We start from the raw sequence: 13,607 nt of genomic DNA, 5'->3' as shown, positions 1-13,607 counted from the left end.
GTCCCGTGATCGCCCTGTCGATACTGGGCGGACCAATCACGGAGAACCACCATGCCAATTACAGCCATCACCGGCAGTGCCTCGGGAATCGGGGCCGCCGTATCCGCCGCCATGCGTGCCGCCGGGCACCAGGTCATCGGTATCGATCGCAGCAACGCCGAAGTGATCGCCGACCTGTCCACCCCTCAGGGGCGTGACGCCGCCATCGGGCAAGTGCTTGAACTCAGTGGCGAGGTCCTCGACGGGTTGATCTGCTGCGCCGGGGTCGGTGTCACCGCGCCAAACTGTGGCTTGGTCCTGGCGGTCAACTACTTTGGCGTCAGTCAGTTGCTCGATGGCCTGCAGGGCGCATTGGCCAAGGGACAACAACCGGCGGCGCTGGTGATCGGCTCGGTGGCAGCGACTCATTCGGGGCCTGAGGGCCAGCCGCTGATCGAAGCGATGATCGCCGGCGATGAAGCCCGGGCGCTGGAATTGGCCAACAGCCTCGGCCAGCCTCACGTCGCCTATGCCGCCTCCAAGCTCGCCATCAGCCAACATGTCCGCAGCCTGGCGGTGAGCTGGGGCAAACAGGGCATGCGCTTGAACGTGGTGGCGCCGGGCGCGGTAGAAACCCCGCTGCACCAGGCTTCGCTGGACGATGCGCGTTTTGGCCAGGCAACCCGTGATTTCGTCGCACCCCTGGGCCGCTCCGGGCACCCTGATGAGATCGCCGCAATGGTAGCTTTCTTGCAATCGCCACAAGCGTCATTTGTCCATGGCACCGTGGTGTTCGTTGATGGCGGTATGGACGCCATGGTCCGCGCCTCGCGTTTCTAAAAGGAATCTGTATGAACAAGGTGGCATTCATTACCGGCGCCAGCCGAGGTATCGGCCGCGAGGCGGCGCTGGCATTCGCCCGCGCCGGTTTCGACGTAGCGATCAGCGCACGCACCCTCAACGAGGGCGAACAACATGAACATGCGTTGCGCAATGCCGACGGGGCGCCGTTGGCCGGCAGCCTTAACGGCACAGCGCAGGCATTACGAGAACTCGGTTGCCGGGTGCTCGTTGTGCCGATGGACCTGCTCGACAGCGCCTCGGCCCTGAACGCCTGCGAGGCGGTGCTGGCCGAGTACGGGCGCATTGACGTGCTGATCAACAACGCGATCTACCAAGGCAGCGACCTCAACGCCGGGTTCATGGACCTGCAAGCGCAGACCCTGGAGCGGATGTTCCAGGGCTACATCCTCACCCCGTTCCTGTTGACCCGTGCGGTGGCCGAACACATGGTGACGCGCGGCGGCGGGGTGGTGATCAACGTCACCTCCGGCGCTGGCGAAAGCGACCCACCAGTGGCGGCGGGCAAGGGCGGTTGGGGTTATGCCTATGGCGCGGGCAAGGCGGCGGTGTCGCGACTGTCCGGGGTGCTGAGCACGGAACTGGGCGAGGCCGGCGTGCGTGCTTACACGCTAAATCCAGGCGTAGTCACCACCGAAGCGCTCAAGGCCACCATCGGCGACAAAGGCCTGATCGCCCTGCGCGCCGGCAGTGCTCCACCGCATGTTCCGGCGGCGGTGATGCTGTGGCTGGCTACGGCCGAACAGGCACCGGGCTTTCAACGCCGGACCATCGCGGCGCAGCCGTTTGCGCTGGAGCACGGGATAGTCGCCGACTGGCGTTGACGAAAACGGTGGGTCGGTCGCCATAGATGTAGGCGCCGGCTTGCTGGCGATTGCGTCAGGTCAGACAACCCATTCGTCGACCGGACGAACGCCATCGCCAGCAAGCCGGCTCCTACAGGGTTCTTTACGCCTGCCGCCGCTGGCGGGCCAGGGTCATGGCGGTGTCTTCGATCATGTCTTCCTGGCCTCCGACCATGCCGCGACGGCCCATTTCAACGAGGATCTCCCGCGCGGATACGCCGTATTTCTTCTCGGCACGTTTGGCGAACAACAGGAACGAGCCATAGACCCCGGCGTAGCCCATGGTCAGGGCGTCGCGGTCGCTGCGGATCGGGAAGTCCATGATCGGCACCACCAGATCTTCGGCGACGTCCTGGATACCAAACACGCTGACGCCAGTGTCGATACCCATGCGGTCACACACCGCCACCAACACTTCCATCGGCGTGTTGCCGGCACCGGCACCGAGGCCTGCGCACGCGGCGTCGATCCGGTTGGCCCCGGCGGCAATCGCGGCGATGGAGTTGGACACGCCCATCGACAGGTTGTGGTGGCCATGAAAACCGATCTCGGTTTCCGGCTTGAGGGCTGCGCGCATTGCTGCCACACGGGCGCTGACGTCATGGGGCAACAGGTAGCCCGCCGAGTCAGTCAGGTAGATGCAGTTGGCGCCGTAGCTTTCCATCAGCAAGCCTTGCTTGACCAGGCCTTCGGGGCTGTTCATGTGGGCCATCATCAGGAACCCGACAGTGTCCATGCCCAGGCCGCGGGCGTGGGAAATGTGCTGTTCGCTGACATCGGCCTCGGTGCAATGGGTGGCGACGCGAATGGTGTTGACCCCCAGTTCATGGGCCATTTTCAGGTGATCGACGGTGCCGATTCCCGGCAGCAGCAAGGCCGAAACCTTGGCCTTTTTCATCAGCGGGATCACCGCCGACAGATACTCCTCATCGGTGTGGGCCGGAAAGCCATAGTTCACGGAGCTGCCGCCCAGGCCGTCGCCGTGGGTGACTTCGATCAGCGGCACGCCCGCCGCATCGAGGCCGCAGGCGATGTCTTTCATCTGTTGCAGGCTGATCTGATGACGCTTGGGGTGCATGCCATCGCGTAGGCACATGTCGTGAACGGTGATGCTTTTGCCGCGAAGATCCATGGTCGGCTCCTTATGCGTGGGCGGGTTGGGCGGTGGCTTTGAGCACAAGTTCGCCCTTGAGGATTTCCTCGGCGAACATCTCGGCGGTGCGCGCCGCGGCGGCGGTCATGATGTCGAGGTTGCCGGCGTACTTGGGCAAGTAGTCGCCCAGGCCTTCGACTTCCATAAAGATCGACACCCGATTGCCGTCGAACACCGGGCCATTGACCAGCTTGTAGCCGGGCACGTAGCGCTGCACTTGCTTGATCATCGCCTCGATGGCCGCGGTGATCGCCGGCTGGTCGGGTTCGCTGGCGGTCAGGCAATGCACGGTGTCGCGCATGATCAGCGGCGGCTCGGCCGGGTTGATGATGATGATTGCCTTGCCTTTCTTGGCACCGCCGACCTTTTCCACTGCACTGGACGTGGTGCGGGTGAACTCGTCGATGTTTTTCCGGGTGCCGGGGCCGACCGATTTGGACGCGGCGGTGGCGATGATTTCGGCGTATTCCACCGGCTGCACGCTGGACACCGCCGCCACCAGCGGAATGGTGGCCTGGCCGCCACAGGTGACCATGTTGACGTTCATCACCCCCAGGCCCAGTTGCGCCTTGAGGTTCACCGGCGGTACACAATACGGGCCGATCGCTGCTGGGGTCAGGTCGATCATCAATACGCCCAGGGCATTGAGCTTTTGCGAATTCTGCGCGTGCACGTAGGCCGAGGTGGCGTCGAAGGCAATCTGGATCTGGTCTTCGAGGACATGCGGCAGCAAGCCGTCAACACCATCGGCGGTGGTCTTGAGGCCCAGCTCGCGAGCCCGCGACAGGCCCTCGGAGGTGGCGTCGATGCCGACCATCCATACCGGCTCCAGCACCTCGCTGCGCATCAGCTTGTACAGCAGATCGGTGCCGATGTTGCCCGGCCCGATCAGCGCGCATTTGATCTTTTTACTCATGGTTTCTGGCTCCTCAAGAGGGAAGGGCAATTCACGGGACAAAGCGCAGGCTGGTTTCGCCCAGCCCGCTCATGGACAGGCTGATTCGGTCACCGGCGACCACTGGCACCAGTGGCGCCAGGGCACCGGAAAGAATGATTTCGCCACGGCGGAACGGGATACCCAATTCACCCAGGGTGTTGGCCAGCCAGGCCACTGCCGCACAGGGATGGCCTTGCACTGCCGAGCCCAGGCCCGAGCCTGCCGGCTGACCGTTTTTGAGCATTTTCATCTCCACCGCAGCCAGGTCCAGCGAGCGCGGGTCGATGCGCTGGCTGCCTAGGGCGAAGACCGCACAGGAGGCGTTGTCGGCCACGGTGTCCTGGATGCGGATCTGCCAGTCGTCGATCCGCGAATCGACGATTTCGAAGCACGGCACGACCCATTGACTGGCGGCCAATACGTCTTCGGCACTGATGCCTGGGCCTTGCAAGTCTTCACCGAGGATAAAGGCGATTTCGCCTTCGGCCCGTGGCTGGATCAGGTTGTAACGGGCCAGGCTGACATCGCTGCCATCCTCGACCTGCATGGCGTTGGTGAGGAAGCCAAAGTCCGGTTGGTGGACATCAAGCATTTCCTGCACGGCGCGACTGGTCACGCCGATTTTCTTGCCAACCACGTGCTCGCCGAGCGCTTCGCGGCGTTGCAGGAAGCGCAGGGAAATCTGATAGGCCTGCTCCAGGGTGATCTGCGGATAACGCCGGGTCAGGGGCGCCAGCGTCTGGCGGCCGCGCAAGGCGTTGAACAGCTCGTCACCGAGGGTGTTGATCAAATGGGCGTCCATGACGAGGGCTCCAGATGGGGGAAGAAAAAAGGCCCGCCCCAACGTGTTCGGGGGCGGATCCAAAGGAGTCGGTCAGCCGGGCCAGACGGACGTCTCGGCGCCGCCATCGACATCGATGATCTTGCCGGTCACCCAGGCCGAAGCGGGGCTGGCGAGGTACAGCGCGGCGGCGGCGATGTCTTCAGGGGTGCCCAGGCACTTGAGTGGCGTGTTGGCTTCCATGGCTTCGCGCATGGCAGCGGGCATCACACCGTTCAGCGCTTCGGTCAATGTCGGGCCGGGTGCCACGGCGTTGACCCGGATCTGCGGCGCGAAGTCCTGGGCCAGCAGGCGGGTCAGATGGCTGAGGGCGGCCTTGGCCGTGCCGTAGGCGCTGAAATGGCGCTGGGCATAGCGTGCCGCCACCGAGCTGATGTTGATGATGTTGCCGCCACCGGCCTCGCGCATCAGCGGCACGCACAATTGGCAAAAGGCGTAGCTGGTGGCGACGTTGAAGGTCAGCGTTTCGGTGAATTGCTCGGGCGTCATCGTCAGCGGATCGTTGGGACCGCCACCGCCGACGTTGTTCACCAGATGAGTGATCCGACCCATTTGCTCAACGCTTTGACGCACCAGAGCCTGGCGTTGCCCGGCATCGTTGACGTCACAGGCGATGGCCAGGGCGCGTCGGCCCAGGCCACGAACCTCTTCGGCCACTGCTTCTACCTCGTCCATCGAACGCGCCGAGCACACCACGTCGGCGCCGGCTTCGGCATACGCCAGGGCAATCGCCCGACCAATACCCCGGCCGCTGCCGGTGACGATGGCGACGCTGCCGTGCATGTGGAAACGTTGCAAAATACTCATGAGCCCTTGCTCCGTGGGGTCGATTGTTTATGGATTGAATATCGCCGCAACGGTTGGCGCCAGCATCGTCTCAATGGACTATCAAACAGCGCACACAGGGAGCTGCGATGAGGTGCACCGGCTTGCCAACGAAGGGGCCCTCGAGATTGACGCGATGTGTGACGACGCCTTCGCCGGCAAGCCGGCTCCTACAGGAAATCGTGCGGTCACGGAATTCCGCGCTCTTCGTAGGAGCTGGCTTGCTAGCGAAGGGGTCCGCGAGATTGACGCGATGTTTGACGACGCCTTCGCCGGCAAGCCGGCTCCTACAGGAAATCGTGCGGTCACGGAATTCCGCGCTCTTCGTAGGAGCTGGCTTGCCAGCGAAGGGGTCCGCGAGATTGACGCGATGTTTGACGACGCCTTCGCCAGCAAGCCGGCTCCTACAGGACATCGTGCGGTCACGGAATTCGGCGCTCTTCGTAGGAGCTGGCTTGCCAGCGAAGGGGGGGCGCGAGATTGGCGCAATGTTTGAGGGCGCCTTCGCCAGCAAGCCGGCTCCTACAGGACAGTGCGAATCCTGGGAGACCCATCCCCCCTAGTCCGCTTTGACGATGAATGATTGCCCGCTCAATCCGATGATCCATCCCAACTGGCGCAATGGCGCAGTGAGATCGGGAGAATTGAGTGATGCACAGCATGCGTGAAAAGACCCAGGACGAACGTGATCTGCTGGAACGTGCACGGCGCCTGGTGCCCGCACTCAAGGCACGCACGGCGCAGGCCGACAAGGACTTGAAGGTGCCCGTGGAGAGCGTCGTCGAGTTGCAGTCCGCCGGCTTGCTGCGGGCCTTGCAGCCTCGGGCGTTCGGTGGCTACGAAGTGGACCCGCGAACCTTCTTCGAAATCCAGACCATCCTCGCCGAGGGTTGCATGTCCACGGCCTGGATCTACGGCGTGATGGGGGTTCACCCTTGGCAACTGGCGCGTTACCCAATTGAAACGCAGCGCGAAGTCTGGGCTGAAGACCATGACGCGCTGATCTGCTCGACTTACATGCCGGCGGCCAGGGTCACGGTGGTCGAAGGTGGATACCGCATCAGCGGACGCTGGGGTTTCTCCAGCGGCAGCGAGCACTGCCAATGGGTGTTCCTGGGCGGCATCCTGCCACCCGATGGCGAACTGGCCGCTGAGCACGGCACCTTCCTGCTGCCGCGCAGTGACTATCAAATCGAACGCAACTGGGACGTGATGGGCCTGCGCGGCACCGGCAGCCATGACATCGTTGTCGAGGATGTATTCGTCCCGGCCCATCGCGTGCAGCGCACCAATAACTGGAACCTCGAAGCAACGCCCGGGCGGCTGGTCAATACCAACCCGATCTATGCGATTCCCTTCGCCCAAGTGTTCTCCCGCGCCGTCTCGACCTCGGCGATCGGCGCCCTGCAGGGGGCGATCAACGAGTTCCGCGACAACGCCGCCAAACACATCGGCAAGCATGGCGCTCGCACCGCTGAAGATCCGGTGGCGCAAACCGCGATTGCCGAAGCGATGGTCACCGTCGACAGCCTGCGCCTGGTGCTGGAACGCAACTACGAGCACCTGATGAGCCTGGCCCGTGCCGGTGAATACCCGGACACCGAGACCCGCCTGTTGTATCGCTACCAGTCGGCCTATGTGACCAACATCTGCGCCGAACGGGCCAACGACCTGCTGCGCAGCATGGCGGCCTCGGGCTTGTACAACACCAACCCGGTGGCGCGACTGTTCCGCGACCTGCACCAGGCGCGCGGACACATCGCCAACAACTACATGGCCTACGGCCGCAGCTACGGCGCGGTGATGCTCGGCTTGCCCAACCCGGACCCTTACGTCTGAGGCGATGGCGCCCGTTTCGACATCCCTGGGTTTACACCTGTCCGTGATGCATGGGCAGGTGGTCATGAGTACCTGACCTATGAGTAATTATCTGGCCCTGCGCGTGGCGCGAGTGATCGAGGAAACCGCCGATGCGCGCTCCCTCGTGTTCGACGTGCCGGAGCATCTGGGCGAACGTTTTCGCTATCAACCCGGCCAGTTCCTGACCTTGCGGGTACCTTTCGAGGGCGGCTGGCTACCCCGTTGTTATTCATTGTCCAGCACGCCGTTGCTGGATGAGCCGCTGCGGGTAACGGTCAAGCGTGTGCACGAGGGGCGAGCTTCGAACTGGCTGTGCGGCGAGTTTCAGGCCGGTCAGACCCTGGAGGTGCTGCCCCCGGCCGGGGTGTTTGTGCCCCGTAGCCTCGACGGCGACTTGCTGCTGTTCGGCGGTGGCAGTGGCGTGACGCCCGTGCTGTCGATCCTGCGTTCGGCGCTGCTCGCGGGTACGGGCCGGATCCTGCTCATTTACGCCAACCGCGATGAGAAATCAGTGATTTTCAAAGATGAACTCAAGGCCTTGGCCAGTGTTCATCCGCAACGCCTGCAAGTCGTCCATTGGCTTGATTCGGTGCAGGGCATCCCGAGCGTCGGGCAACTGGGCGAGCTGGCGCGGCCGTTTATCGATGCTCAGGCATTCATTTGCGGACCCGGCCCGTTCATGGATGCGGCCGTCAGCGCGCTGAAAAGCCTGGGCATGCCGGATCGCCGAGTGCATGTCGAGCGGTTCGTCTCGCTGCCCGGCGAGGGCGAACTGCCGCTGGTGAGCAGCAGCGAAGCGGCGGTGGCCGCGCAGTTGGCAGTGCGCCTGGACGGCGAGGAGTTTCAACTGGCCTGCGACAGCGGCGAGACCGTGCTGGCCGCCATGGAGCGAGCCGGTCTCAACCCGCCCAGCGCTTGTCGTGTCGGTGGCTGCGCCTCGTGCATGTGCACCCTGGAAAGTGGCGATGTCGAGCTGCTGCACAACGATGCACTGGATGCCGGCGAATTGGCCGAAGGCTGGATCCTCGCCTGTCAGGCGGTGCCCACCAGCGCGCAACTGCGTATCCGCTTTCCCGATTAATGAGCCCGAGCCCACGATGAATCAGAGCCTGAACCTTGCCGCGCCCCTGAGCGCAGCCCCTGCCACCCTGGCCCAGTTGGTCTTCAGCAGTGCCGAACGTTTTGCCGGACGCACGGCTATCGAGGACAACGGCCAGTGCATCGACTACGCGCAGTTACCCGAGCGGGTCATGGGCTTTGCCCGGGGCTTGATGGCCCTGGGGATCCAGGCGGGTGATCGGGTCGCAATCTGGGCGCCAAACTGTGCCGACTGGATCCTCGCTGCGCTGGGCATTCAGTGCGCCGGTGCGGTGCTGGTGCCGATCAACACACGCATGAAGGGGCAGGAAGCCGCCGATGTGCTGGAGCGTAGCGGTTGCCGAGTGTTGTTTGTCCAACAGCGTTTTCTCGACGTTGACTACCCCGCGTTGCTCGCTCCTCATCGGCCATCCAGCCTTGAACATCTGGTAATTGTCGATGGCGACGCGCCGGAGCAGTCTTCGGATTTGACGCTGGCACAGTTCCTGCGCGGTGCGGCGACCATCGATACGGACAGCGCCTTGCGCCGCGCATTGGCGGTCGGCCCCGAGGCCATGTGTGATTTGTTGTTCACCTCCGGCACCACCGGCAAACCCAAGGGCGTGATGAGCGGCCATGGCCAGAACCTGCGGGCCTTCACTGAGTACGTCAAAGTCATCGGCCTGGTGCCGGGTGACCGTTACCTGATCGTCAACCCGTTCTTTCATGCCTTTGGCTACAAGGCTGGCTGGCTGACCTGTCTGATCGGCGGGGCGACCATCCTGCCCCACGCGGTGTTCGACGCAGAGCAAGTGTTCCAGCGCATCGCCCGCGAGCGCATCAGCGTCCTGCCCGGCGCGCCGACGCTTTACCTGTCACTGCTGGCCCATCCGAAGCTCCAGCAGACCGACCTGTCGAGCCTGCGCATCGCGGTGACCGGTTCGGCAAGCATCCCGCCGAGCCTGATCGAGCGCATGCGCAACGAGTTGGGGTTTGCCGTGGTGACCACCGCCTACGGCCTGACCGAGTGCGGCGGGCTGGCGACGATCTGCGATCCGCAAGACTCGGCGCACGTGATCGCCGGCACCAGCGGACGACCGATTGCCGGCACTGAGGTGAGCATCCGCGACCCGAATAACCAGGCGCTGGACGCCGGGCTGACCGGCGAGATCTGCCTGCGTGGCTTTCACATCATGCAGGGCTATTTCCAGAACCCCGACGCGACCCGCGAAGCCATCGACGCCGAAGGCTGGCTGCACACCGGCGATGTCGGCCGCCTGGACGACGCAGGCAATCTGATCATCACCGACCGGCTGAAGGACATGTTCATCGTTGGCGGTTTCAACTGCTATCCGGCGGAAATCGAAGCAGCACTGATCCGGCATCCGGCGATTGCCCAGGTGGCGGTGATCGGTATCGCCGATGAACGCATGGGCGAAGTCGGCTGTGCCTGCGTGGTGTTGCGTGAAGGCAAAGAGCTGGACGAGGCGCAACTGATCACCTGGAGCCGCGAGCAAATGGCCAATTACAAGGTGCCGCGCCAGGTGCGATTTTTCAGTGCGCTGCCGCTCAACCCGTCGAGCAAGGTGGCGAAGAACGAACTGCGCGCGGTGGTGGCCAACGGCGCTCAGGCATGAGGAGCGCTCATCTCACCAAACGGACGATGTGCGTCACAGCGGATTTTTTCATGCTGTGGCGGCACAAGCAAAAACAACAAAAAAGGAGAGGAGCATGTTTACCCGAAACCTGGTAACCCGCCGTCCGGGGAGTCCATTCGATAGTCGCTGCCTGTTGGCAACGGCCATCACCTTCGTCAGTGCTACGGCCAGTGCTGCACCGACCATCGAGCTGGGGGAAGATACCACCCTGGATTCGTCGCTGACGGTCAACTACACAGCATCCATGCGTACCGCCAAGCAGGCCAGCCAATACCTCAACGACCCGAACAACGACGACGGCACGCGCAACTTCAAGCGCGGCTCGTTGATCAACAACCGCGTGAGCCTGTTCGGCGAGTTGCAGCTCAAGCACGACAATCTCGGTGCGGTGCTGCGCGGCAGTCAGTTCTATGACGATATCTACAACCAGAAAAACGCCAACGACTCGCCGCAGACGGTCAACAAGACTGGCCACAACGATGGCTTCAGTGACGAAACCCGACGCCTGAGCGGTAGCATGGCGCGACTGCTTGATGCGTACGTGTATGGCAACTTCGATGTCGGCGAGACCCAATATCTGTCGATCAAGGCCGGACGGCATCTGGTGGCCTGGGGCGAGAGCCTGTTCTGGGCCAACATCAGCCAGGGCCAGGCCCCGGTGGATGCCACCAAATTCAACGTGCCGGGTACCGAGGCCAAGGACTCTTACCTGCCGGTAGGGCAGGTGTCCGGGTCGTGGTCGCTCAATGAAGACCTGGCGCTGGTGGGCTACTACCAGTACGAGTGGGAAAAGACCGATCTCAACCCCGTGGGCGACTACTTCGGCAGCGATACCTTCGGTCCCGGTGCCGAGTTCTATCGTCTGGGCGCCGGGCAGATCGACAGCCTGCCCAACGGCCTGGCGGTCGGTTATGCCGGTGAAAAAGACGCCAGCGACAGCGGCCAATGGGGCCTGGGCGTGCGCTACCGAGTCACTGAAAACACCGAAGTGGGGCTGTTTCACTACCGCTATAACGAGCGTGTCGGTTCGTTGTTTTTCGACTTCACCGGCACCACCCAGTACTCGTCGCTCAAGGGCATTGGTCATGACGGAACCGCGTCGTCCTATCGCCTGGGTTACTTCGAAGACGTCAAGCTGACCGGTATCAGCTTCAGCTCCAAGGTCGGCGACTCGGTGCAGTATGCCGGTGACCTGAGCTACCGCGATGGCGCCTCGGTCTACCTGAACAACGGTGCGCCGACCACCGGGCAAATCTGGCAAGGCAACCTCAACGCCATGTACATCCTCGGCCCGAGCTTCCTCGCCCAGCAGACCACTTTCATGGGTGAAGTGGTGCATCAACACATTGACGGTGTGGACAGCCTGACGATCACCGGTGGTGGGGCCGGCGTAGACGGCACGTTCGACACGTTCGAGTCAAAGACCCAGACCCGTGGCTCGTCCTTACTCGGCGTTGGCGCCTACATGGACTACCCGTCCATTGCCAATGGCCTGGACCTGAGCACCAAGGTGGTCTGGACGCAGAACATCGACGGCAGTGCGTACCAGGGCCTGGGTCGCGACGAGAAGCGGCTGACGGTGGGTGGCGACTTCAAGTACCTGGGCAATTTCCAGGTCGGCATGACCTACGTCGCCTACCTGAGCTCCCCGGATGTCGCCCAGGGCCGCTTGTTGGCGGACCGCGATTATCTGTCGCTCAATGCCAAATACACCTTCTGATGATCACAGCTGCGTCGCGACATGGCGGCGCAGCTTTTATTTGTAGCCTGATAACAATAAAGAGAGGCCAGTCATGAATCCTCGTCCGACCCCGTCAGCGTTCAGCCCGATTGCGATTGGACCGTTGACCCTGAAAAACCGCTTTATCAAGGCTGCCACCAACGAAGGCATGAGTGCCGGGGGTGTACCTTCCAAACAGCTGGTCAAGCTGCACTCGGCCCTGGTCGCGGGCGGCACTGCCCTGACCACCGTGGCCTATTGCGCGGTGAGCAGCGATGGCCGCACCTTGCCCAATCAGTTGATCCTCGCCCCCTCCAGCGTGCCGCACTTCAAGGCCCTGACCGATGCCGTGCACCAGTCCGGTGGCCTGGCCAGCGCGCAGATCACCCACGGTGGTTGCTTTACCTTTATTCGCGAACGTTCGACCAAGCGTCCGCTGTCGGCCAGCGGCGGCTTCAACAAGATCGGCTTGATGAGCGGCATGTTCCTCAAGCAGGCGATGAACGAAGCCGACATGCAGCAAGTGGTGCGCGACTTCACTCAGGGCGCGCGTCTGGCGCGGCAGGCGGGTTTCGATGCCGTGGAAATCCACATGGGTCACGGCTACTTGCTCAGCCAGTTCATTTCGCCGATGTACAACAAGCGCCGCGACCAGTACGGCGGCAGCCTGGAAAACCGCCTGCGCTTTCCACGCCGGGTGCTGCGCGCGGTGCTCGATGCGGTCGGCTCGGAAATGGCGGTGATCTGCAAATACAGCATCACCGAAGGCGTGCGCGCCGGTAACAGCGCCGAGGACGGAGCACAGATCGCCCGCATGCTGGAAGAAGAGGGCGCACACTTGCTGGTGCTCAGCGCCGGGATGAACGCCGAATCGATCACCACCATGTTCGGCTCGTCCTTCCCCAAGGAAAACCGCGTACAGCAGAAGAACAAGATTATCGCCCTGGCGATGGCTATCCAGCGTCGCAAAGAGCCGACCGTGGAGTTCCGTGAGCTGTATTTGCTGGAGCATGCGCGTAAGGTGCGGGCGGCGGTAAAGATGCCGCTGGCTTACCTGGGTGGCGCCAAGAGCCTGGCGAGTATCGAAAAGATCATGGCCGAGGGCTTTGACCTGGTCGCCATGGGGCGGGTGTTGCTGGCTGAAAATGACTACGTCAACAAACTCGCCAGCGGCGCCAGTCGCGATTCGATCTGCACCGCCTGCAACCGCTGCGTGGCCATGATGTACACCCCTGGCGGCACCTCCTGCGTACTGGGCCAGCCGGGCGATGCCGTGTTGAACAGCCAGAAGGCGGCGGGGTGACGGATACACCGGCGCCTGGGTCGCCTGTACGAGCTTGCTGGCGATGCGGCGGTGAAGCTGATGCCGCCATCGCTGGCAAGCCAGCTCCTACAGGTTTTGCGGGTGTCTCCGGATTGTTGAGCGGTACGAAAAATCTGTAGGAGCCGGCTTGCTGGCGATGCGGTGTTGAAGCGGATGCCGCCATCGCTGGCAAGCCAGCTCCTACAGGTTTTGCGGGTGTCTCCGGATTGTTGAGCGGTACGAAAATCTGAAGGAGTCGGCTTGCTGGCGATGCGGTGTTGAAGCTGATGCCGCCATCGCTGGCAAGCCAGCTCCTACAGGTTTTGCGGGTGTATCCGGATGGTTGAGCGGTAGGGAAATCTGTAGGAGCCGGCTTGCTGGCGATGCGGTGTTGAAGCTGATGCCGCCATCGCTGGCAAGCCAGCTCCTTGTATCTCGACTATCGCTCCATCAGGAGCGATAGTTCTCGACTGATCATCGAGGGAGGGTTCTGGAAGCCGTGCAGCTCCTTAGGCTTTATGCCTGTGACGTAGATTGTGCTCCAGCCC

General features: G+C 62.9%; 11 protein-coding genes and 1 pseudogene. 8 read left to right on the top strand and 4 right to left on the bottom strand.

The window, feature by feature from the left end; all coding sequences use genetic code 11:
• The first annotated feature begins 51 nt into the window (after positions 1–51).
• Positions 52–819, top strand: a complete 768-nt coding sequence (locus CKW19_RS20705) for an SDR family oxidoreductase (protein WP_095059607.1) — start codon at positions 52–54, stop codon at positions 817–819.
• Between the two features lie 11 nt (positions 820–830).
• A pseudogene (locus CKW19_RS20700) lies at positions 831–1,559 on the top strand (SDR family NAD(P)-dependent oxidoreductase); the annotation flags it as partial.
• A 229-nt stretch (positions 1,560–1,788) separates the two neighbouring features.
• Here CKW19_RS20700 and dmpG read toward each other — a convergent pair.
• The 4 genes from dmpG to CKW19_RS20680 form a co-directional block, all read right to left on the bottom strand.
• Positions 1,789–2,817: a 4-hydroxy-2-oxovalerate aldolase gene (gene dmpG / locus CKW19_RS20695; protein WP_095059605.1), complete on the bottom strand. Its 1,029-nt coding sequence runs from the start codon at positions 2,815–2,817 to the stop codon at positions 1,789–1,791.
• 10 nt (positions 2,818–2,827) lie between these two features.
• Complete coding sequence (locus tag CKW19_RS20690) at positions 2,828–3,754, bottom strand: acetaldehyde dehydrogenase (acetylating) (RefSeq protein ID WP_053159794.1); 927 nt, start codon at positions 3,752–3,754, stop codon at positions 2,828–2,830.
• A 31-nt stretch (positions 3,755–3,785) separates the two neighbouring features.
• Positions 3,786–4,577, bottom strand: coding sequence for a fumarylacetoacetate hydrolase family protein (locus CKW19_RS20685; protein WP_095059604.1), 792 nt, complete (start codon positions 4,575–4,577; stop codon positions 3,786–3,788).
• Between the two features lie 72 nt (positions 4,578–4,649).
• The gene (locus tag CKW19_RS20680; protein WP_095059603.1) at positions 4,650–5,423 is read right to left on the bottom strand and encodes a glucose 1-dehydrogenase; all 774 of its coding nucleotides are present in this window, start codon (positions 5,421–5,423) and stop codon (positions 4,650–4,652) included.
• Between the two features lie 13 nt (positions 5,424–5,436).
• On the opposite strand from CKW19_RS20680, the gene CKW19_RS20675 reads away from it, so the two are divergent.
• From CKW19_RS20675 to CKW19_RS20650, 6 genes are all read left to right on the top strand, one after another.
• On the top strand, positions 5,437–5,937 hold the full coding sequence (locus CKW19_RS20675; RefSeq protein ID WP_095059602.1) for a hypothetical protein: 501 nt from the start codon (positions 5,437–5,439) through the stop codon (positions 5,935–5,937).
• Positions 5,938–6,092: 155 nt separating this feature from the next.
• A complete protein-coding gene (locus tag CKW19_RS20670) occupies positions 6,093–7,280 on the top strand; it encodes an acyl-CoA dehydrogenase family protein (protein ID WP_095059601.1) in 1,188 nt (395 codons plus the stop codon).
• A 79-nt stretch (positions 7,281–7,359) separates the two neighbouring features.
• On the top strand, positions 7,360–8,382 hold the full coding sequence (locus CKW19_RS20665) for a ferredoxin--NADP reductase (protein ID WP_095059600.1): 1,023 nt from the start codon (positions 7,360–7,362) through the stop codon (positions 8,380–8,382).
• A gap of 16 nt (positions 8,383–8,398) precedes the next feature.
• Positions 8,399–10,015, top strand: a complete 1,617-nt coding sequence (locus CKW19_RS20660; protein ID WP_095059599.1) for a FadD3 family acyl-CoA ligase — start codon at positions 8,399–8,401, stop codon at positions 10,013–10,015.
• Between the two features lie 94 nt (positions 10,016–10,109).
• On the top strand, positions 10,110–11,756 hold the full coding sequence (locus CKW19_RS20655) for a DUF1302 domain-containing protein (RefSeq protein ID WP_095059598.1): 1,647 nt from the start codon (positions 10,110–10,112) through the stop codon (positions 11,754–11,756).
• Between the two features lie 73 nt (positions 11,757–11,829).
• Positions 11,830–13,059 (top strand): NADH:flavin oxidoreductase, encoded by a 1,230-nt coding sequence (locus CKW19_RS20650; protein ID WP_095059597.1) that lies wholly within the window; start codon positions 11,830–11,832, stop codon positions 13,057–13,059.
• The last annotated feature ends 548 nt before the right edge of the window (positions 13,060–13,607 follow it).

This window comes from Pseudomonas sp. Irchel s3f7 (assembly GCF_900187615.1).
In the GTDB taxonomy this organism is placed as follows: domain Bacteria; phylum Pseudomonadota; class Gammaproteobacteria; order Pseudomonadales; family Pseudomonadaceae; genus Aquipseudomonas.
Note: the sequence above shows the minus strand (reverse complement) of the source record. Positions and strands in the feature narration are given on the sequence as shown.

Coding starts and splice junctions, on each gene's coding strand:
- CKW19_RS20705 (WP_095059607.1), top strand. CDS start 52: ATGCCAATTACAGCCATCACCGGCAGTGCCTCGGGAATCGGGGCCGCC.
- dmpG (WP_095059605.1), bottom strand. CDS start 2,817: ATGGATCTTCGCGGCAAAAGCATCACCGTTCACGACATGTGCCTACGC.
- CKW19_RS20690 (WP_053159794.1), bottom strand. CDS start 3,754: ATGAGTAAAAAGATCAAATGCGCGCTGATCGGGCCGGGCAACATCGGC.
- CKW19_RS20685 (WP_095059604.1), bottom strand. CDS start 4,577: ATGGACGCCCATTTGATCAACACCCTCGGTGACGAGCTGTTCAACGCC.
- CKW19_RS20680 (WP_095059603.1), bottom strand. CDS start 5,423: ATGAGTATTTTGCAACGTTTCCACATGCACGGCAGCGTCGCCATCGTC.
- CKW19_RS20670 (WP_095059601.1), top strand. CDS start 6,093: ATGCACAGCATGCGTGAAAAGACCCAGGACGAACGTGATCTGCTGGAA.
- CKW19_RS20665 (WP_095059600.1), top strand. CDS start 7,360: ATGAGTAATTATCTGGCCCTGCGCGTGGCGCGAGTGATCGAGGAAACC.
- CKW19_RS20660 (WP_095059599.1), top strand. CDS start 8,399: ATGAATCAGAGCCTGAACCTTGCCGCGCCCCTGAGCGCAGCCCCTGCC.
- CKW19_RS20655 (WP_095059598.1), top strand. CDS start 10,110: ATGTTTACCCGAAACCTGGTAACCCGCCGTCCGGGGAGTCCATTCGAT.
- CKW19_RS20650 (WP_095059597.1), top strand. CDS start 11,830: ATGAATCCTCGTCCGACCCCGTCAGCGTTCAGCCCGATTGCGATTGGA.